Here is a 20389-nt window from a genome sequence, read left to right as displayed (position 1 = left end):
GTCGTCCAGCCATGATCAATACACACGCAGCAAGTGCGCCGAGGCGCTCTTTTTTGCCCAAATCTTAGCACTGTTAAGTTGAGGTTAAGACATGCACCAGTACGACGCCGTGGTGATCGGCGCCGGCAACGCCGGCCTAACCGCAGCCACCGCCTTACAGCGCGGCGGTAGCAAAACGCTGCTGTTAGAAAAACACAATATTCCTGGCGGCTGCGCCACCTCGTTTGTGCGTGGTGAGTTTGAGTTTGAAGTCGCCCTGCATCAGCTCAGCGGGCTGGGTACTGCAGAGAAGCCCTTCATCATGCGCAAGGTGTTCGACACCCTAGGCGTGCTGGATAAAGTCGAGTTCATTCAAGAGCACTCGCTGTACCGCTTGGCCGTGCCGGGGCAGGTCGACATTACCCTACCCGCAAGCTGGAGTGGCTTAAAGCGCACGCTGGTTGAGCTTTTTCCCGCCGAAAGCGACGCCATTGGCCGCTTTCTGAAACTCTGCGAAACCATTTGTCTAGAAAGCTTTATGACCCTGCCGCAAGCCCGCCGCTCCGGCAGCGAGGCGACACTCAAGAGCATGTGTCCTCACTACGTTGAGTACGGTTTCCAAAGCGCCAAAGCAGTGATCGACAGCTTTTTTAGCGACCACACGCTGAAAACCGTCATCTCGGCCTACTGGTGCTACCTTGGCGTGCCACCGAGCCAAATTCCTTTTCCCGACCTAGCCGTGATGATTTACGCCTACGCGGCCTTCAAACCTTGGCATATCAAGGGTGGCTCGCAGGCGATGTCCAACGCCTTGGTTGAGTCATTTCTTGAGGCCGGCGGCGAAGTCCGCTTTAACTGTGGCGCTGAAAAAATCCTCACGGAAAACGGCGCAGTGTGTGGTGTAACACTAGAAAGCGGTGAGACCGTGCGCTGCAAAGCCGTAGTTTCTAACGCCAGCCCGCTGCACACCTTCAATGAAATGCTCGACAGCGAGCAGCCACCGCTGGCCATCCAGCAAGACATGAAGTCGCGCCGCATGGGCACCTCCGCCGTGGTGATCTACATGGGGCTCGACTGTACGCCGCAAGAATTGGGCGTCACCACGGCCTCCAGCTTCATCTACGAAACCATGGATGACGAGGCCATCTACCGCAGCATGAACAGCTTGGAAGCCCCCATGGGCGGTATGTTCACCTGCTACAACTTTGAAGACCCAGACTGTGCGCCTGCGGGTAAAAGCCAAGTCGTTTTGGTGTGCCTGCAGTACGGTGACGTATGGAAAGACGTCGCCGCCGAAGACTACGCCGCCACCAAGTACGCCTTTGCCGAGCGCCTGATCGACATGGTGGCCAAGGTCTACCCCAAGCTGCGCGAGCACATCGAAGAAGTCGAAGTCGCCACTCCGCTGACCATGATGCGTTACCTCAACACGCCCAGCGGCGCGATCTACGGCTTCCGCCAAAGCACCGAAGATTCCGCCTTACTGCGCGAGCGCCTCAAGGGCGTACCGGGCTTGTACATGGCCGGCTCGTGGACGGGCATGGGCGGTTTTCAACCCACCTACATGGCCGGCGAATCCACCGCACGCGCCGTGCTTAAACACCTAAAAAAGGCTGGCGAGGTGCAACATGTCTGACTTTGAATTACTCAAGACCATCAAGGGCTACAGCGAAGCACTCGCCGCCAAGCAAGCACTCGAACGCAGCGGCAGCGGCTTTCAAGAAGTGAAAGGCGCGGTGCGCAATGCCGTTGTGCAGCTGCACCCCAAGCGTTTGCCGTTAGTCGTCAGCGCGATCATTGACGACACGCCCAGCACGAAAACATTGCGTGTGAAGGCCGCCGATGGCCATCGCCTGCCGCCGTTTCAGGCTGGGCAATACATCAACGTGTTTGTTGATATCGATGGTGTCGCCACCGCGCGGCCTTACGCCATATCCTCATCACCGCTGGAGCGTGACTTTTACGACCTGACCGTCAAGCGCGCCGAAGGCGGCTATGTCTCGCATTACCTGCTCGATCGCGTCGCGCCCGGCGAGCGCTTACTCAGCTCCGGGCCGATGGGCAGCTTTCACTACAACCCGATCTTCCACGGCCAAGACTTAGTGTTTATCGCCGGCGGCTCCGGCAGCGCACCGGCACGCAGCATGTTGCTGAACATTCTCGAGCGCGATCAACCGCTGCACTTTCACATGATTTACGCCAACAGCTACAGCGATGACGTGATCTATGCCGAGCAACTGCGCGCCTTAGCCGCCGAGCACGCCAACTTCACCTTGGATGAGCTGATTTCGCGTCCCGAGCCCGGCTACAGCGGCCGCAGCGGACGCATCAGCAGCGAGTTACTGCAAACACTGCTGGGGCCAAACCTCGACGGTAAAATGTTCTACCTGTGCGGCCCCACGCCCTTTAACGAAGCCTGCTTGGCGCAGCTATTGGCCTTGGGCGTGAAGCGTCGCCGCATCCGCATCGAGGCCAACGGCGCCCCCAAAGCACCGCAGCTCAACGCCGACTGGCCAGCCGGCGTCAACGTGGACGACGAAGTGACCATTGCCGTTAAAGGCCGTGGCAGCTTCAAAGCACGCGTCGGTGAGCCGCTGCTCAATAGCCTTGAACGCAACGGCTACTCGGCCGAAAACGCCTGCCGCTCCGGTGAATGCAGCCTGTGCCGGATCAAGCTGCTGTCCGGCGCCGTGCACAATCCGCCAGAAGCCCACTTACGCAAATCTGACCGTGATTTTGGTTGGATTTACGCCTGCGTGGCCTTCCCCACCGAAGACATTGAAGTCTTGCTCTAAGCTGCTTGGGCTGAGTGCGCCACGGCTCAGCCCACGCTTAAGCGTCCGCACGGAGTTACCCTATGAGCAATGCCCAGACCTTTACCGTCACTCGACAGCCGCTTGGCGCACACCAATTGCAAACCCAAGCGTTACCGTCAACCTTGCGCGACGGACAAGTCTTGCTGCACATCGAGCACTTCGCCCTCACCGCTAACAACATCACCTACGCCGCACTGGGCGATGCGCTGGGGTATTGGCAGTTTTTCCCCGCCAGTGACAGCCAAGGGGTGATCCCGGTGTGGGGCTTTGCACAAGTGCTGCAGTCCAGCGTTGCAGGCATTAGCAATGGCGAGCGGTTTTACGGCTACTACCCCATGGCCACCCATCTGCTGGTGAATGCACAGCACATCACCGCACACGGTTTTACCGATGGCAGCGTGCACCGCCAAGACTTACCGGCGATCTACAACCAATACCTGCGCACCAGTACGGATCCGCTGTACCAAGCCGACAGCGAAGCGCTACAGATGCTGTTACGCCCGTTATTTACTACCTCATTCTTGCTGGATGACTTTTTCGCCAGCCAAGCGTGCTTTGGCGCCACCCAATTGTGCGTGACCAGCGCCTCCAGCAAGACGGCCATTGGCACGGCTTACCTGCTGCGTAACAACCGTGAGCACCGTGGGCAAAACTATGAGGTTGTGGGCTTAACCTCGGCGAGGAATCGCGCCTTTGTCGAAGGGCTTGGCTGTTACGATCGCGTACTGTGTTACGACGATCTCAGCGCGCTGTCCGCGCAAATCCCTTCCGCGATCATTGATCTGGCCGGTAATGCAGCGCTGTTGCAACGGCTGCACCAACAGCTCGGTGATGGTTTGCGTTATAGCTGCCGTGTAGGCGCCGCACACTGGACGCAAGCTTCTCTCAGCGCGGCGCCCTTGCACGGGCCAAAGCCGGTGATGTTTTTTGCCCCTAACGAGGCCTTGCGCATGGCCAAGCAACACGGCGCAGCCGCCTTTCAGCAGCAATTGGCGGCACAGTGGCAGACCTTTAGCGGCTTTGCGCAAACTTGGCTGAGACTCGAATACGGTCACGGCGAGGCGGCAATCGCCAGCGTGTACCACGACTTACTCAAGGGCCAAACGCGTCCAGAGGTCGGCCATCTGCTCGCACTCTAAAACCACACGCAAAAGCCGCCGGCATAAAAAACGGCCGCCCATGGGCGACCGTTTTAATGCAGCAAACGTAGCGTTACAGCACGTTGAGCAGCTCAACATCAAACACCAGCACCGAGTGCGGCGGAATGCTGCCAGCGCCTTGTGCGCCGTAGGCCAACTCGCTCGGCACGTGCAAGCGCCACTTGGCGCCTTCGCCCATCAATTGCAGTGCCTCAACCCAACCGGGGATCACGCCATTCACCGGGAACTCTGCCGGCTCGCCACGCTGATAAGACGAGTCAAACACGCTGCCGTCAATCAAGGTGCCGTGGTAGTGCGTGCGCACCTGATCGGTGGCGGCAGGCTTGCGGCCTGTGCCTTCCGTCAGCACTTCATATTGCAGGCCTGAGGCCAGCACGGTAATACCGTCGCGCTTGGCGTTTTCTGCCAAGTAATCCACACCGGCTTGCTGGGCTTGCTCAGCGCGGGCGGCGGCTTCAACCTGCATTTTTTCGCGGATCACTTTAAAGCTAGCACCTAAGGCCGCCACATCGACAGCGCTCGGCTCGTTATTAAAGGCTTGGCTCAAGCCAGCCAGCACTTGCTCCAACACCATGCCTGGCACAGGGTTGTCACGCAGTTGATCACCCATCTGGCGGCCAATGCCGTAGCTTACGCGGGCTTCATCGGTATCAGGTACTTGGTGCGACATGCGCGACTCCTAAATCATTACAAATACAAAGAGCCGCGCAGCCTACCATATTCGCCGGCCGAACTTGGGTCTTGGCCTGCGAAAATCCAGTTACCACGAGGGCTGGTTGTGCACCGGCACGCGCAGTGGCTCAGCCGCCTTGCCGGGCAGGCCGATCATTTCGTCGTGCACCACCGCGTGAACCAAATGCAACGGCACCTCAACCGGTATGCCTTGCAGCACTTCCCGCGCATGCTCAACCGAACGCAAGCGCAGCGCATGGCCATCGCCCTGCAATACCGGCAGCTTGCGGCCATCCATTTGCGCCTCCAGCACATAAATGCCGCCCTCGAGCGAGACGAGGTCCAGTGCTTCAATCTGCCCACCGTGGGCCAATACCGAGAGTTCTTGTACGTTCATGTCGTTCTCCTCTGCTAGTCACTTTATCTATACATCAAAAATACACATGTACAAGTTTTAAGCAGAAAACCCGACCAACGCGCATAAAAAAACCGCAGCCTACGCCGCGGTTTCTAGACCCAACACCCATGGATCAGTGCTTGGTTAGCTTATCCAGATAGCCCATAAAGAAGGCGGATGCGACAAAGGTCATGTGGATGATCACGTACCACATCAAATACACCGGCTCGATGTTCTGGGCATCCATGAACACCCGCAGCAAGTGAATCGACGAAATCGCCACAATCGAGGCGGCCACTTTGCTCTTCAGCGAGCTGGAGTCCATCTTGCCTAGCCACGACAGGCGCTCTTTACCTTCGGCTAAGTTGATCTGCGAAACGAAGTTCTCGTAGCCCGAGATCATCACCATCACCAGCAAACCGCCAACCAGCGCCATATCCACCATCGACAAAATGGACAGCACCAAGTTGGCTTCAGACATGGCGAACACGTTGGGGATGACATGCACGGCTTCTTGGAAGAACTTCAGCGCCAAAGCCAACAGGGCCAGCGACAAGCCGAGATAAATCGGTGCCAGCAACCAACGGGCGGAATACATAGCGGTTTCAATAAGACGTTCCATAACGCTCCTCAGTCAGGGATGAACGATGCGGCGCGAGTATACCGGCACGCTGTCGACAAACAAGTTGCAGGTAATCCCCAGCTTCTGTGGATAACTCTGTGGGCGAGCTTAGGGTAACCGGCTCGGGCCTTAGTGCGGCGCTGCTTATAGCCGATTGTTCAAGAAATGCTCACAACGGCGGCACATCGTCGGGGCTGAATTGGTAATTGCCCGCATGCTCGCGGCGTTCGGCTTGAATCCGCTTGCGCTCAGCGGCTAAGGACAAGCGCCAAGTCAGCGGCTCGTCGATCAGCGCGTAGCCTTGCTTCAACAAGGCTTGAACGATCTGCGACAACTGCGCCACACCCAGCGCAGCCCCGTGATACGGGCCTTGCGCCTTAATGACACTGGGTAACTGCCCAGCGCGACCGGCGGCCAGTAACCCCACCCACAAGCCCTGATCGGCGTCTAACGACGCCAGCTCGACCTCAACCCGAAGCGGCGGGCGTTGTGCTGGATGCTGTAAACACCAAACGTGCGGCATGGCTCCTCACTGCTGATGTGGCAACACGCGGTAACACAGTCGTCACGCGTTTGTCTTCCTGCGAGTTGATTCGCGCGTGTTGCGGGTTATCCCCGTTAGCTGTGGATAACTCTGTGGATGTCCTTGGGGAAAGCCGAGCAAAGCGAGTCTGGCCGGTACTTGCCGCACACTGTGCAGTGACCGACCAGACAGACTGTGGCGCACCAGCCAGTCAGGCGCCTGATCAGTCGCATTCCTCATCGGGCTCGGCCGACTTAGCGCGGCGTGCGGCCGGCTTGCTGCGCGTACGCTTGGCCGGCGCTGCCGTCTCACTGTTGCCCTCACTGCCGGGCTGGCTGGCGGCCTCCGGCTCGTCAGCTTCCTCCTCGCTGGGGTCTTCGCCCAGGTGCGCAATTTCCTGCAGGCGCTCCACCACGCGCGCGTTCACCGAACCGGCAACAAACTGGCCGTTGTCGTCCAAGGCGCCTGCGTCCTCGCCCAAGAGCAAGCCCAGCGCCTCATCAACCTGATGCACGGCGTACACATGAAAACGCCCAGCCGCCACGGCATCCAACACTTTCTGCTCCAAAATCAAGCTGGGTACGTTGGCTCGCGGAATAATGACGCCTTGTTCGCCGGTTAATCCGCGCGCTTCGCACAAGCGGAAGAAGCCTTCGATCTTCTCGTTAACGCCGCCCACCGCTTGCACTTCCCCGAACTGGTTGATCGAGCCGGTAATCGCAAAACACTGTTTCAGCGGCGTGCGTGACAGCGCCGAGATCAGCGCACAAACCTCGCCTAAAGAGGCGCTGTCACCGTCAACGTAACCGTAGGACTGCTCCAGCGCGATACTGGCGGAAATCTCCAGCGGGAACTGCTGGGCGTAGCGGCTGCCGAGGTAGCCGGTGAGGATCATCACCCCCTTGGAGTGAATCGATTGCCCCAAGCTCACTTCGCGCTCGATATCCACAATACCGCTGGCACCGGGGTAAACCGTGGCCGAAATCCGCGCGGGGATACCAAACGCCGAGTCGCCGACTTCCAGCACAGTCAGGCCATTGCACTTGCCCACCGCCGCGCCTTCGCTGTCGATCAGGATCACCCCATCGAGCATGTCGTCCAAAATCCGCGCCGAGACACGGCCCGTGCGCGTGGCTTTCGCCTTTAGCGCACGCTCAATGTGATGCACATCGGTGAGCGGGTCGTTGGCTAAGTTGCGTAAGAAGTCGGCTTCGCTGACTAACTGAAACACATCGGCAATCCGCGCCGACAAGCGCCGCTGGTGTTCGGCCAACCGTGCGCTGTAGATCACCAAGCGTTGCACCGCGGCGCGGGTCAGCGGGGCTAAGCCCTCTTCGCTGCAACGGGTTTTCAGTAGCTGGGCAAAGCTTTCGAGGCTTTCACTGTTGCACGGCAGGTCTTCGTCGAAGTCCACCAGCACGCGGAACATCTCTTGGAAGTCCGGGTCGAGATCTTGCAGGGTGTAATACACATGCCGCGAGCCAATCAGAATCACCTTAATGTGCAGCGGGATGACTTGCGGCGCCAAGGTCACCGCGGCCAAGCGACCCAGTTCGGCCAAGGGCGATTCAATCTTCAGCTGGCGCGAGTGCAACGCGCGTTTGAGCGCCTCCCACACAAAGGGCTCGGCGAGCATCTTCTCGGCTTCTAACACCAAGTAACCGCCATTGGCACGATGCAGCGCGCCGGGCCGAATCTGCCGGTAGCTGGTCGACAGCGCACCTTGGTCGGACACGTACTCCACGCGACCGAACAGGTTGTCGTACGAGGGATGCGCCTCAAACACCACCGGCGCACCGGACTGCTCGCCATGCCCCACCACCAGGCTTGGGGCATACATCTCGGTGAGGATCTGCTTCTTGTACGCATCCGGGCGCGACTCCAGCGGGCGCTCCTCGACCAACAAGTCGATCACGACTTTCTGCAAATTGCTTTGCATCGCCTCGATATAGGCCAGCACACAGGCTTGCGCTTGATAGCTTTCGCGCAAGGGGTCGAGCAGCGGCTGCAGCGCTTCGGTGATCACTTCTTCATTCAGCTGGCGCAGCTGGTTGCTGTTCTCCCGCTTCCATTGCGGTAGGTTGGACAGCTCCGCACTGAGGAAGTCCTCCAGCGTGCTGATGTCTTCGTGAAAACGCTCGCGCTCGGCTTCGGGCAGCAAGGCAAACTCGGTTTCATCCACCGCCTTGCCATCTTTCATCGGCGTAAAGGCCACGTTATTGCTGTCGCGATACAAGGCGACTTGCTTCTCCAACGCCTTACGCTCGACCTTATCCAGTGCGCGGTCGTATTGCTGATTAAACACGCGCTCGATAGCGGCTTTACGTTGTTGGAAGGCCGGCGTTTCAAACACCGCTGGGAAGGTGGCCAGCAAGTTATCGATCAACTGGCTGATATCGGCCTGCAAGCGCCCGGCACTGCCGGAGGGCAACTGCAGCATCTGCGGCTCGCGCGGCTCGTCAAAGTTATTCACGTAGCAGGCGTCGCACGGCGTGGCTTGGCGCTTGGCCTCGGCCTTGAGGTAGCGCTGCACGTAGGAGAAGCGCCCCGTGCCAGACTCGCCCATCACATAGACGTTGTAGCCGCTGCGCGGCATCGCCACGCCAAACTGCAGGGCCTCGACCGCACGCTCTTGTCCAAGCACACCGCGAAACGGCTCCAGCTCGTCGGTGTGGCTGAAGTCGAGCGCGCGCTCATCCAGCTGAATGGTCAGCTCATTAACGGTGAGTTGTAACGCGGACGCTTTTTTCTTAGCCGGCATGCAAAATCCTTAACCGTGTGCGCAACTGAGCCTGCTGCGCCTCATCGTGAGTAAAGACGCATTGTCGCCCTGCTCGCTGACAGGCGCCAGCACCAGTGCGGTTATTGCTGCTCGGCCTGCTCGGCACACGCGATGCACCACTCTGCCAGAGGCATGGCTTCTAAGCGCGCGGTTTGAATGGCCTCGCCACAACGCCGACACGTGCCGTACTCACCACTGGCGAGCCGCTCTTGCGCGTGCTGCAGCAAAATCAGGGTTTGCTCGGTCTCCAGCAGTAAGGCATTGAGCACGTCGTCGTTCTCACGCTCGCTCGCCTGCTCGGCAAAATCGGCCGAGCGGGTTTGGCTCAAGTCACGGCGCAGTGCCTCACGCCGTGCTTGATATTCGGCAGTCATCGCCGCCAATTGCTGCTGCGCCAACGGTGTATGGGTCATGATTAGCTCCTCCGTCACTCTCTACAGTATTGGCCAAGCTCAGTGGCCGCGCCTGCGTTAGCCTGTCAAAGCCGCTAATTCGTTGCGATGACCTAGGTTAAGCGGCCGCGATCTTTTGCGACCATTGGCCATACGCGGCAAATAGCCTTAGCGGCCAATTGCCCCTATAATTCGCGGCAATTTTGACCTGCGCTGAAGGTAAACCCATGAGCTACAGCAAGATCCCGGCCGGCAAAGACCTGCCTAATGACATCTACGTTGCCATCGAGATTCCGGCCAACCACGCGCCGATCAAGTACGAAATCGACCATGACATGGACTGCCTGATGGTTGACCGCTTCATGGCCACCCCCATGTTCTACCCAGCCAACTACGGCTTTATCCCGCACACCTTGGCTGACGACGGTGACCCGCTGGACGTGCTGGTCGTGACTCCGTACCCCGTTGCCCCAGGCTCAGTGATTCGTTGCCGTCCCGTGGGCGTGCTGAACATGACCGACGAAGCCGGCGGCGACGCCAAGCTGGTTGCCGTACCGCACGACAAGCTGAGCCAGCTGTACAAAGACGTGCAGGAATACACTGACCTGCCGGCCCTGCTGCTGGAGCAAATCAAGCACTTCTTCGAGAACTACAAAGACCTCGAAAAAGGCAAGTGGGTTAAGGTCGAAGGCTGGGAAGGCGCCGACGCCGCCCGCGCCGCCATCGTCAAAGCCGCTGCTGCCTACAAGGGCTAAGCACTGCGCTGATCAAAGGCTGGCCGCCATGGCCAGCCTTTTTTATGCCCGGAGAAAACATGGACACTGTCGCTATCACGCAACGCCTGCACGCCCTACGTGACCGCTTAGGCTGGCAGCCGCTGCATAACCCGAAAAACCTCGCCATGGCCGCCAGCGTGGAAATGGCCGAGCTACTGGAGTGTTTTCAGTGGTTAAGCGACAGCCAAGCGCGCCAACTGGACAGCCAAGCCCTCGAGGCCTGCGGCGATGAAATTGCCGACGTAACGCTGTACCTGTTACTGCTGTGCGCCGAACTGGGCTTGGATTTGCCAAGCTTGCTGGAGCGCAAAATGCGCATCAACGAGAGCCGCTATCCGGAGCACGCGCCATGAGTGCCGACCAACACTTTGACGAACTCTCCAGCCGCTTTGCGCGCAAAATCTACGGCAGCACCAAAGGCGCGATTCGCCTCAGCGTGCTGCAACGCGACTTAACCGAGGCCCTGCCAAGCGGCCCGCTCAAGGTATTGGATATTGGCGCCGGCCAAGGCCACATGGCGCTGTGGTTAGCGCAGCAAGGGCATCAGGTCACCGTGACCGAGCCCTCAACACCGATGCTCAGCGAAGCCCAACAAGCCTTTAGCGCTGCTGGCTGCAGCGCACGCTTTATCAATGCCGCGTGGCAGCAGTTGGATGACCACTTAGCCGATGAGCAATTCGACGTGGTGCTGTGCCACGCCGTGCTGGAATGGCTCGCCGAGCCGTTTCTCAGCCTGCCGGCATTGAAAGCGCGGCTTAATCCTGCCGGACTCTTGTCGTTGGCCTTCTATAACCAAGACGCGCTGCACTACCACAACCTGCTCAAGCGCAACTTTCGCAAAGTCAGCTCGGCGCGCTGGGCTGGCGACAAAGGCGGCCTAACGCCGCAGCACCCACTGGACCCGCGCCAGCTAGAAGCAGCCCTGCACGATACCGGGCTCGCCATTCAACAGCGCAGCGGCATTCGGGTATTCCACGACTACATGCCGCGCGAATTTCGTCAACTGGCCAGCGCCGACAGCTTGGTCGAGCAAGAGTTACTGCACAGCCGCCACCCCGCCTTCATGGGCTTAGGCCGCTACTTGCACTGGCTATGCCGCGCGCAATAAAAAACGCCCTCAACGGCACGAGCCAGTGAGGGCGTTTGTTGCAAAGCGCTTAGACGTCAGTTGATCTTAGTACCGTGCGCTTGCTGATCGGCATGGTACGACGAGCGCACCAACGGGCCAGAGGCGACGTTCTTAAAGCCCATCTCCGCGCCCTTGTCGGCAAACATGGCAAAGGTGTCAGGGTGGACAAAGCGCTGCACCGGCAAGTGGCTACGTGACGGCTGCAGGTACTGGCCTAAGGTCAGCATGTCGATGTCGTGCTCGCGCATGCGCTGCATTACTTCCAACACTTCGTCGTCGGTTTCGCCTAAGCCCAGCATCAAACCAGACTTGGTCGGCACGCCGGCAACCCGCTGCTTAAACTGCTGCAGCAAATCCAGCGACCACTCAAAGTCAGAGCCCGGACGCGACGACTTGTACAGGCGCGGCACGGTTTCAAGGTTGTGGTTAAACACATCCGGCGGCTCAGTGGCGGTGATATCCAGCGCAATCTCCATGCGGCCACGGTAGTCCGGCACTAAGGTCTCAAGCTGCACACCCGGCGACAGCTTGCGAATTTCACGCAAGCAATCGGCAAAATGCTGTGCCCCGCCGTCGCGCAGATCATCGCGGTCGACCGAGGTAATTACCACGTACTTCAAGCGCAGGTCGGCAATCGCCTTCGCCAGATTGACGGGCTCATTGGCATCCAACGGATTGGGCCGGCCATGGCCCACATCGCAGAACGGGCAGCGCCGTGTGCAGATGTCACCCATGATCATGAAGGTGGCGGTGCCGCTGCTAAAGCATTCGCCAAGGTTTGGGCAGCTGGCCTCTTCACAAACACTGTGAAGTTTGTGACCACGCAGCAATTGCTTGATGCGATCTACCTCGGGCGACACCGGCATACGCACACGAATCCAGTCCGGCTTACGCGGCACGTCATCGGTGGGGATGATTTTTACCGGAATACGCGCGACTTTTTCGGCGCCACGCAACTTAACCCCAGCTTCAACCTTGCCCGGCCGCTTGCCGGCTTCTTGATTACTGCTCATGTTGATCGTTTCCTGCGCCGCGCAGCTCAGTGGCGGCATAATTCAAATGGCGAACAAGATGCGCGGTTAATTGGGCACGTACCTTGTCCATCGTCACGACCGGCGTTAACACACGCATCTGGGTCATGGCCATACCGGCGTAACCGCAGGGGTTGATGCGTGAAAAGGGCTCAAGGTCCATATCCACATTCAAGGCCAGCCCATGAAACGAGCAGCCACGACGAATGCGCAAGCCCAGCGAAGCGATCTTGGCGTTATTGACATAGACGCCCGGTGCATCGGGTTTAGCCACAGCTTGAATGTCAAAATCAGCCAATAAGGCAATCAAACTGTTTTCAATCTGGCTGACCAGTTCGCGCACGCCCAAGCCTTGGCGTTTGACGTCGATCAGCAAATACACCACCAACTGGCCGGGGCCGTGGTACGTCACCTGCCCGCCACGATCCACCTGCACCACGGGGATATCGCCCGGCGCCAACACATGCTCGGCCTTGCCGGCTTGCCCTTGGGTAAATACCGGCGGGTGCTCCAGCAACCAGATTTCATCGAATGTGGCCGCATCGCGCTGCTCGGTAAACGCCTGCATCGCCGTCAGCGTGGGCGCGTAATCAACCAACCCCAGATCACGAACGATCAAGGTCTGGCTCATTTACAGCACCATGTGCACGCGGCCAGTGGCACGCAGATCGTCGTGAAGTTGTTTTAGCTGCTCTTCGCCGGTCGCCAATATCCGCACTTGTACCGAGACAAAGCGTCCATTGCTCGACGGGCGCAAGTTCACGCACGCGGGGTCGAACTCAGGGTCATGGCGCTTGAGGATTTCCACCACCACCTGGCTGAAATCATCCGCGGCCTCGCCGATCACTTTGACCGGGTAGTTCGCACAGGGAAACTCAATTTTGGGGGCTTGTGGTTCGCTCATACATCCTCAGGCTTGTGGCCCATGGCCATGCCCGCTGGGTCAGCCGGCATGGCGACAAAGCGGCAATCAGTTAAAGAGATTAAAGAAGAACAGACGCACGCCGTCCCATAGGCGACGGAAGAAACCACCTTCTGGCACCTCTTCCAACGCTACCAATGGCGCGCTATGCAGCACGGCATCATCCAAGCGCACTTCCACCTGACCAATGGTCTGGCCTGCCTTGATGGGGGCGATCAGTGGGCTTTGCAAGGTCATGCTGGCTTTAAGCTTTTGCAGCTGGCCACGCCCGACGGTCAAGGTCAGGTCTTCGGTCAGACCGGCTTTCACCTGGGCGGTCGCGCCTTTCCACACTTGGCTCTGCGCCAATTCAGCACCCTTCTGGTAGAAGGTTTGTGTTTCAAAGAAACGGAAACCATACGTCAGCAGCTTTTGCGTTTCAGCCGCGCGAGCTTGCTCGCTGCTGGTACCAAACACCACCGCAATCAAGCGCATGCCATCGCGCACGGCCGAGGCCACTAAACAGTAGCCGGCTTCTTCGGTGTGGCCGGTTTTCAGGCCGTCAACGGTCTTGTCGCGCCACAGCAGCAGGTTACGGTTGGGCTGTTTAATGCCGTTCCAGAAGAACTCTTTCTGCTTGTAGATCGCGTAATGCTCAGGGTCTTCATAGATGATTGCTCGGGCCAGCTTGGCCATGTCCATGGCTGAAGAGTAGTGCTCTGGATCAGGCAAGCCGGTGGCATTCATGAAGTGGCTGGTGGTCAGCCCCAGACGCGCCGCGGTGCTATTCATCATGTCGGCGAAGGCCCCTTCGCTGCCGGCGATGTGTTCCGCAATGGCCACGCTGGCATCGTTACCCGACTGAATGATGATGCCGTGCAGCAGGTCATCCACCGAGACCTCTTTGCCCACATCGATGAACATGCGCGAGCCGCCTGTGCGCCAAGCGTTTTCGCTGATCAGCACCATGTCGGCTTCTTTGATCTGCCCACGGCGAATTTCTAGCGTGGCCAAATACGCGGTCATCAGCTTGGTCAAGCTGGCCGGCGGCAGCGCTTCACTGCCGTTGGATTCCACCAAGATATTGCCGCTGGCGGCATCCATCAGCACAAACGACTTGGCGGCTAACTGCGGCGGCGCAGGAACGGCCACTTGTGCCGGTGCCGGCGTGGGCAAAGGCGTTGCCGCCAGCGCCAAGGTGGAAGAAAGGGCAAACAGTACAGCGATAAAGCGATTCGTTGTTTTCAACATGGCACACAGTCTAGTGATGCAGTGGGTCGACAGCCCTGCGGACAGGGCTGATGAAAAAGGGCTTATTGCTGAGTCACAACATGGCCGGCATCCAAGTTAGCCATACGCAACTCATCCTGCAGGCGGACAGCTTCCTCGCGACTGGCAAGCGGACCGATCCGCACCCGATGCAGCGCTGTCTCGCTGGCTTGCACGCTGACGCTGGTGTTCAGCTGTTGAGATAACTTGGCGCGCAATAGCTCCGCCGCGTCCGGGTTGGCGAAGGCTCCGACTTGGAGATACAGCCCAGCGGGCAATGCAGTGGGCTTTTTTTTTGCGTCATCCGGCGCTTGGCTAACAGCGACGGGAGCGGCAGGCGGCGGCGCATAACTTTCTGCAACGCTGCTCGTGCCCTCTGCCTTGGGCGGCAGAGCCAGCACTAAAGGCGCGGATTGACCCCGTTCGGCCCACCACTGCTGCGGATCAATGGCTTCGACACTGACCGGCGCAACACCCTTTTCCGCATAGCCGAGCTTTTTTGCCGCAGCAAAGGAAAGGTCAATCACGCGATCGGAGTAAAACGGCCCGCGGTCGTTCACGCGCACAATCACGCTGCGCTGATTCTCAAGATTGGTCACGCGCACATAGCTAGGCAGCGGCAAGGTTTTGTGCGCTGCGGTCATGCCGTACAGGTCATACGTTTCACCGTTAGCGGTGGCCTGACCATGAAACTTAGTGCCGTACCACGACCCTGTCCCTTGCACTTTGTAATTGCGCGAGCTGGTCAGCGGAAAATAACGCTGCCCCATCACAGTATACGGGCTGTTTTTGTAGGCACCGTTGTGCGGTGTGGGTACCGCATCTTGGATTTGCGATACGTCTACATCCCACCACGGCGCGCCATCGCGGTGCGGCCGAGAGAACGCACCAGGGCCGCTGATCGGCCCAGCACTGTATTCAGTAGGCGTTTGTTGCTGTTTGCCACCACAACTCGCCAGTAATGCGGCGCTGGCGCCGAGTACCAACCACTGTGCTAGCGGGTGCAGCTTAGGCATTACTGCCCTCCTCGCGCACGGCGAATTTCCTGCGACAACTGATGGACCGCCATGGCGTACATCACACTGCGGTTATAACGGGTGATGACGTAGAAGTTCTTCTGCCCCATCCAGTATTCGTTACCTTCAGCGCCTTCCAAGCGAAACGCGGTGATGGGCAGGTCGGCGGCCAAGCCGTCTTGATTCTGCCAGCCCAACTCGGCCAGTTCGCCGACGTTTTTCACTGGGTCCAGCCCTTGGGTCAAACCTTCATCGACGCGAGCGCCGTTGACGCTGGCGCGACTGACCACAGCGCCGCCGGTTTGCCAGCCATGCACCTTGAAGTAGTTGGCCACACTGCCGATGGCATCCACCGGGTTGCTCCAGATATTGATATGGCCGTCGTTATCAAAATCCACCGCATAGGCGCGATAGCTGGACGGCATAAACTGCGGCATGCCCATCGCGCCGGCGTACGAGCCTTTGAGAGTCAGCGGATTAACCTGCTGATCACGCGCTAAGAGCAAAAACTCACGCAACTCTTTGCGGAAGAAATCGGCACGCGGCGGGTAGTCAAAGCCCAAGGTCGACAGCGCATCAATCACGCGGAAGTTGCCGGTGATGCGGCCGTAGAAGGTTTCGACGCCGATGATCGACACGATCACCTCGGCCGGTACGCCGTAGGTTTGTTCGGCACGCGCCAGGGTGACGGCGTGTTGCTTCCAGAAATCCACGCCACGCTGGATGCGCTGATCGGTGATAAAGATCTTGCGGTAGTCCTTCCACGGCTTGGCGCGCTCAGCCGGGCGCGAAATCGCATCCAGAATGCTTTGCTTGCGCTCTACGCTGGTGAACAGGCCATGCAGCTGCTCTTGAGCAAAACCATGTTCGTTGGCCATTTGCTGAATGAAGGCCTGCACCTGCGGCTGGCTTTCATAATCAGCCGCCTGAACGCTGGTGGTGCCCACGGTGGCTAACAAACTGGCCGCGATAAATCCTGTGCAAAGCTGACGCATTAACTCGTTCTCTTATTTAACCTTGGGCGATCCATTTACGGTGCGTGTGGATCGACATCATCACGCCAAATCCGGCCAACAGCGACACCATTGAGGTGCCACCATAACTGATAAAGGGTAAGGGTACCCCCACCACCGGCAACAAACCGCTAACCATGCCTATGTTAATGAACACATAGATAAAAAAGGTCAGGGTGATGGTACCGGCCATCAATTTGCCAAACAAACTCTGCGCTTTAGCGGTAATTACCAAACCACGCGCCACCAACAGCAGATACAAAAGCAGCAGCAGGCAGATGCCCACTAGGCCGAACTCTTCGCCAAGCACGGCAATGATAAAGTCCGTATGGCTTTCCGGCAAAAAATCCAAGTGCGACTGGGTGCCTTGCAACCAGCCTTTACCGTAGACCCCACCCGAGCCAATCGCCGCTTTGGACTGAATAATGTTCCAGCCGGAACCCAGCGGATCACTTTCTGGGTCGAGAAAGGTCAACACGCGCTGCTTCTGATACTCGCGCATGACAAAAAACCACATGCCGATAGCAATCGGCACCACGGCGGTTACCGCACCCATAATCCAGCGCCATTGCAGGCCCGCCATAAACAACACGAAGCCGCCGGAAACAATAATCAGCAGCGAGGTGCCCAAATCCGGTTGAATCAAAATCAACCCAAAGGGCATCAACACCAACGCCAGCGCGATGACGATGTTTTTAAGTCGCGGCGGCAACGCACGGCGACCCATGTAGCTGGCCACCATCATCGGCACGATCAGTTTCATGAATTCCGACGGCTGAAAGCGAATCACCCCCGGAATGTTGATCCAGCGCTGTGCGCCTTTGGCATCATGCCCCGCTAACAGCACCGCACCCAGCAAACACAAGCCTGCCACGTAAGCGATCGGCACCCAGCGCGCCATAAAACGCGGCTCAAACTGGGCGATAACGATCATCCCCAGGATTCCAACGCCGAAGGAAATCGCCTGCCGCGTGACCATGCCCCAGTCTTTACCGCTGGCCGAATACAGCACGAACAAGCCAGTCCCTGCGATCAGCATGAGCAAAAACAACAACTGACCATCAACGTGAATGCGCTGCAAAAAGCTTGCGCGGCGGCGCATTAAGTCTTCGCGGGTGAGATTGCGATCAAAGTTACTGGGCATGAGCTTCCTCGACAGGCGGTGGTGGCGGGAAGTACTCAACCTTGCCGGTGGTCTCTTTCACTTGACCCTCAGCGTTTAACAGCCATGCATCAATGATCTTCTTCACCACCGGCGCGGCCACGCCGCTGCCAGATTCGCCATTTTCCACCATCACAGCCACCGCAATGCGTGGTGCATCGACGGGGGCAAAAGCGATAAACAGCGCATGGTCGCGGTGACGCTCGTTAATTTTAGTGCGGTCATACTTTTCGCCCTGACGAATGGCCACCACCTGCGCGGTGCCACTTTTACCAGCCATGCGATAAGCGGCAGTACTACCGACGCGATACGCGGTGCCGCGCGGGAAGTGCAACACGTTTTCCATACCGGCGATGACACGATCCCAGTTCTGCGGATCTTTGATGCTAACGTCGGGCGGCGTGTCGTCGACTACTAAGGCTTGGTCTTGCAGCGTGCGCACCATCCGCGGGCGCACCCATTGACCCCGATTAGCCAGCACCGCCGTGGCCTGTGCTAACTGCATCGGCGTGCTGAGCATGTAACCTTGGCCGATACCGGCGATCAGAGTTTCCCCCGGATACCAAGACTGATTGCGCACGGCGCGCTTCCACTGCCGCGAGGGCACCAAGCCTTCGCTCTCTTCGCGCGACAAATCCACCGAGACACGCTGGCCAAGGCCGAAAGCCTTCATATAGTCAGCCAAACGATCGATGCCCAACTTGTGCGCCAAATCGTAAAAATAGGTGTCGTTGGAGCGATAAATCGCCATGTTCACATCCACCCAACCATCGCCCGTACGGTTCCAGTTGCGGTACAGATGCTTCACATTGGGCAACTTGTAAAAACCGGGATCAAACACGCGACTTTGCGGGGTAATCACTCCCGAATCGAGCCCTGCCAGCGCCACAATCGGCTTGATTGTCGAGCCTGGCGGATACGAGCCGCGCAAGACGCGGTTAAACAAGGGGCGGTCAATCGAATCACGCAACTCCGCATACGCGCCGAAGCTGATGCCGGTAACAAATAAGTTAGGGTCGTAACCGGGCTGGCTGACCAAGGCCAAAATGCCGCCGGTGGAAGGCTCAATCGCCACCACCGCACCGCGACGCCCGCCCAAGGCTTGCTCTGCCACCTCTTGCAGGTCGGCATCCATATACAAATGCAAGTCGGCACCGGGCGTGGGGTCGGTGCGTTTCAAGACGCGCATCACCCGGCCACGGGCATTGGTCTCCACCTCTTCGTAGCCCACTTCACCGTGCAGCTGGTCTTCATAGAAGTACTCAATACCGGTTTTACCGATGTGGTGCGTGCCGGAGTAGTTCACGGGGTCGAGTTGTTTCAGCTCTTGCTCGTTAATCCGCCCGACATACCCCACCGAATGGGCGAAGTGCTCTTTAAAGGGGTAGTAACGCACCAAGTTGGCCTGCACCTCGATGCCGGGCAGGCGATACTGGTTCACCGCAATGCGCGCGATTTGTTCTTCAGTCAGATTGAAAATAAACGGCACAGGTTCAAACGGCCGCCGACCTTGGCGCACGCGTTTTTCAAACAGGCGCCGCTCGCTGGGCGTTAACGCCAGCACTTCCACCACATCATCCAGCAGCGTGGGCCAATCGCTGCCGGCACGCTCGCGGGTTAGGGTCAGACTAAAGCTGGCTCGGTTGTCCGCAATGATCTTGCCGTTGCGATCAAAGATCAGCCCGCGACTGGGCGGAATCGACAGCAAGTGAACGCGGTTACTTTCCGACAAGGTGCTGTGGTGTTCGTACTGCGTCACCTGCAAGTGATACAGGCGAGCAAACAGCACGCTAACCAAAATCAATACCAACAAGGCTCCCACCCAGATACGCGCGCGCACCACACGGGCGTCACGTTCATGGTCTTTCAAGCGAATGGGAGAGGCCATCGAGGGGTCTGGTCTTATTTGTGATAAGGGTGGCCGGACAACACCGTCCAGGCACGATACAACTGCTCAACCAACAACACACGCACCAAGGGGTGTGGCAAGGTCAACGGCGACAGCGACCAACGTTGCTCACTGCGCGCGCAAACTTCCGGCGCTAGGCCTTCCGGCCCGCCCACCATTAAATTGACCGTGCGCGCATCCAAGCGCCAGCCATCTAATGATTGCGCCAGCTGCTCGGTACTCCAAGGCTTGCCTTCGACCTCAAGGGTGACAATCCGTTCACCGCCGCCGACCTTGGCCAACATGGCCTCGCCTTCTTTATGGATCAGACGCGCCACATCGGCATTTTTACCGCGCGTGGATAGCGGGATTTCCACCAACTCCAGCGTCAGCTCCGGCGGCAGACGCTTGGCGTACTCTTGCCAACCGTCCTCCACCCAACGCGGCATGCGCGTGCCGACGGCAATCAGGCGAATCTTCACCGGGCTTATTCGCCTTGCGGGGCTTGCTGCGCACGGTGCTGCGCAGTGTTCTGCCACAGACGCTCAAGGTCGTAGAACTCGCGCGCCGTCGGCTGCATCACATGCACCACCACGTCACCAAGGTCGATCAGCGCCCACTCGCCACTGTCCAAGCCTTCGGCCCCCAGTTGCGACACGCCCTGCTCTTTGGCGCGCATCATCACGTTGTCAGCCAGCGACTTCACGTGACGGCCCGAGGTACCACTGGCGATCACCATAAAATCGGTGACGCTGGTTTTCTCGCGCACATCGAGGGTGATGATGTCCTTACCCTTAATTTCTTCGATGGCCGCTACCGCCAGTTCAACCAATTGTTCCGCTTGCATAACCCGTTAAAACC

General features: G+C 58.6%; 21 protein-coding genes and 1 pseudogene. 6 read left to right on the top strand and 16 right to left on the bottom strand.

Annotated features, from left to right (window positions below; genetic code table 11):
* Positions 1 to 91 precede the first annotated feature (91 nt).
* The 3 genes from MKI83_RS15250 to MKI83_RS15240 all read left to right on the top strand — a co-directional run bounded on the left by MKI83_RS15250 (position 92) and on the right by MKI83_RS15240 (position 3934).
* Positions 92 to 1615 carry a phytoene desaturase family protein gene (locus MKI83_RS15250; protein ID WP_241588074.1) on the top strand — a complete coding sequence of 508 codons (1524 nt, stop codon included), beginning with the start codon at positions 92 to 94 and terminating at the stop codon, positions 1613 to 1615.
* A complete protein-coding gene (locus tag MKI83_RS15245) occupies positions 1608 to 2774 on the top strand; it encodes an FAD-binding oxidoreductase (RefSeq protein ID WP_241588073.1) in 1167 nt (388 codons plus the stop codon). Before MKI83_RS15250 ends, MKI83_RS15245 begins: the two co-directional genes overlap by 8 nt.
* Positions 2775 to 2836: 62 nt before the next feature.
* The gene (locus MKI83_RS15240) at positions 2837 to 3934 is read left to right on the top strand and encodes a DUF2855 family protein (RefSeq protein WP_241588072.1); all 1098 of its coding nucleotides are present in this window, start codon (positions 2837 to 2839) and stop codon (positions 3932 to 3934) included.
* A gap of 73 nt (positions 3935 to 4007) precedes the next feature.
* Here MKI83_RS15240 and bamJ read toward each other — a convergent pair whose 3' ends face one another.
* The 6 genes from bamJ to MKI83_RS15210 all read right to left on the bottom strand — a co-directional run bounded on the left by bamJ (position 4008) and on the right by MKI83_RS15210 (position 9364).
* Positions 4008 to 4625 (bottom strand): BamJ family beta-barrel-assembly machinery protein, encoded by a 618-nt coding sequence (bamJ, locus tag MKI83_RS15235; RefSeq protein ID WP_241588071.1) that lies wholly within the window; start codon positions 4623 to 4625, stop codon positions 4008 to 4010.
* A gap of 90 nt (positions 4626 to 4715) precedes the next feature.
* On the bottom strand, positions 4716 to 5024 hold the full coding sequence (locus tag MKI83_RS15230; protein ID WP_241588070.1) for a DUF6482 family protein: 309 nt from the start codon (positions 5022 to 5024) through the stop codon (positions 4716 to 4718).
* Positions 5025 to 5157: 133 nt separating this feature from the next.
* A complete protein-coding gene (locus MKI83_RS15225) occupies positions 5158 to 5646 on the bottom strand; it encodes a TIGR00645 family protein (RefSeq protein ID WP_241588069.1) in 489 nt (162 codons plus the stop codon).
* Between the two features lie 169 nt (positions 5647 to 5815).
* Positions 5816 to 6169, bottom strand: a complete 354-nt coding sequence (locus MKI83_RS15220; protein WP_241588068.1) for a PA4575 family protein — start codon at positions 6167 to 6169, stop codon at positions 5816 to 5818.
* Positions 6170 to 6392: 223 nt separating this feature from the next.
* Entirely contained in the window at positions 6393 to 8930 is a 2538-nt protein-coding gene (locus tag MKI83_RS15215; RefSeq protein ID WP_241588066.1) for a Lon protease family protein, read from the bottom strand.
* 101 nt (positions 8931 to 9031) lie between these two features.
* Positions 9032 to 9364: a TraR/DksA family transcriptional regulator gene (locus MKI83_RS15210; RefSeq protein WP_241588064.1), complete on the bottom strand. Its 333-nt coding sequence runs from the start codon at positions 9362 to 9364 to the stop codon at positions 9032 to 9034.
* A 206-nt stretch (positions 9365 to 9570) separates the two neighbouring features.
* Here MKI83_RS15210 and ppa point away from each other — a divergent pair, with 206 nt between their 5' ends.
* The 3 genes from ppa to MKI83_RS15195 are packed head-to-tail and all read left to right on the top strand — an operon-like array spanning position 9571 to position 11227.
* Positions 9571 to 10098: an inorganic diphosphatase gene (ppa, locus tag MKI83_RS15205; protein ID WP_241588063.1), complete on the top strand. Its 528-nt coding sequence runs from the start codon at positions 9571 to 9573 to the stop codon at positions 10096 to 10098.
* Positions 10099 to 10157: 59 nt separating this feature from the next.
* Entirely contained in the window at positions 10158 to 10472 is a 315-nt protein-coding gene (locus MKI83_RS15200) for a MazG-like family protein (protein WP_241588061.1), read from the top strand.
* A complete protein-coding gene (locus tag MKI83_RS15195) occupies positions 10469 to 11227 on the top strand; it encodes a methyltransferase domain-containing protein (RefSeq protein WP_241588060.1) in 759 nt (252 codons plus the stop codon). The genes MKI83_RS15200 and MKI83_RS15195 overlap by 4 nt, the downstream gene beginning before the upstream one ends.
* Before the next feature lie 56 nt (positions 11228 to 11283).
* Here the strand turns inward: MKI83_RS15195 and lipA are convergent, their stop codons facing one another.
* The 10 genes and pseudogenes from lipA to rsfS all read right to left on the bottom strand — a co-directional run bounded on the left by lipA (position 11284) and on the right by rsfS (position 20375).
* The gene (lipA, locus tag MKI83_RS15190; protein ID WP_241588059.1) at positions 11284 to 12261 is read right to left on the bottom strand and encodes a lipoyl synthase; all 978 of its coding nucleotides are present in this window, start codon (positions 12259 to 12261) and stop codon (positions 11284 to 11286) included.
* On the bottom strand, positions 12251 to 12910 hold the full coding sequence (gene lipB, locus MKI83_RS15185; RefSeq protein ID WP_241588058.1) for a lipoyl(octanoyl) transferase LipB: 660 nt from the start codon (positions 12908 to 12910) through the stop codon (positions 12251 to 12253). Before lipB ends, lipA begins: the two co-directional genes overlap by 11 nt.
* Entirely contained in the window at positions 12911 to 13183 is a 273-nt protein-coding gene (locus MKI83_RS15180; protein WP_241588057.1) for an HP0495 family protein, read from the bottom strand.
* Positions 13184 to 13249: 66 nt separating this feature from the next.
* Positions 13250 to 14323, bottom strand: a pseudogene (locus tag MKI83_RS15175) (D-alanyl-D-alanine carboxypeptidase family protein); the annotation flags it as partial.
* A 170-nt stretch (positions 14324 to 14493) separates the two neighbouring features.
* Positions 14494 to 15465 carry a septal ring lytic transglycosylase RlpA family protein gene (locus MKI83_RS15170; RefSeq protein WP_241588055.1) on the bottom strand — a complete coding sequence of 324 codons (972 nt, stop codon included), beginning with the start codon at positions 15463 to 15465 and terminating at the stop codon, positions 14494 to 14496.
* On the bottom strand, positions 15465 to 16460 hold the full coding sequence (gene mltB, locus MKI83_RS15165) for a lytic murein transglycosylase B (protein WP_241588054.1): 996 nt from the start codon (positions 16458 to 16460) through the stop codon (positions 15465 to 15467). Before mltB ends, MKI83_RS15170 begins: the two co-directional genes overlap by 1 nt.
* Before the next feature lie 16 nt (positions 16461 to 16476).
* A complete protein-coding gene (rodA, locus tag MKI83_RS15160; protein ID WP_241588227.1) occupies positions 16477 to 17580 on the bottom strand; it encodes a rod shape-determining protein RodA in 1104 nt (367 codons plus the stop codon).
* Between the two features lie 31 nt (positions 17581 to 17611).
* Positions 17612 to 19528 carry a penicillin-binding protein 2 gene (gene mrdA, locus MKI83_RS15155; RefSeq protein ID WP_241588053.1) on the bottom strand — a complete coding sequence of 639 codons (1917 nt, stop codon included), beginning with the start codon at positions 19526 to 19528 and terminating at the stop codon, positions 17612 to 17614.
* A 14-nt stretch (positions 19529 to 19542) separates the two neighbouring features.
* Positions 19543 to 20010, bottom strand: coding sequence for a 23S rRNA (pseudouridine(1915)-N(3))-methyltransferase RlmH (rlmH, locus tag MKI83_RS15150; protein WP_241588052.1), 468 nt, complete (start codon positions 20008 to 20010; stop codon positions 19543 to 19545).
* A 5-nt stretch (positions 20011 to 20015) separates the two neighbouring features.
* A complete protein-coding gene (gene rsfS / locus MKI83_RS15145; protein ID WP_241588050.1) occupies positions 20016 to 20375 on the bottom strand; it encodes a ribosome silencing factor in 360 nt (119 codons plus the stop codon).
* Between the last annotated feature and the right edge of the window lie 14 nt (positions 20376 to 20389).

The organism is Atopomonas sediminilitoris (assembly GCF_022601735.1).
GTDB lineage: Bacteria > Pseudomonadota > Gammaproteobacteria > Pseudomonadales > Pseudomonadaceae > Atopomonas > Atopomonas sediminilitoris.
This window is presented reverse-complemented; position numbering and strand designations above follow the sequence as displayed.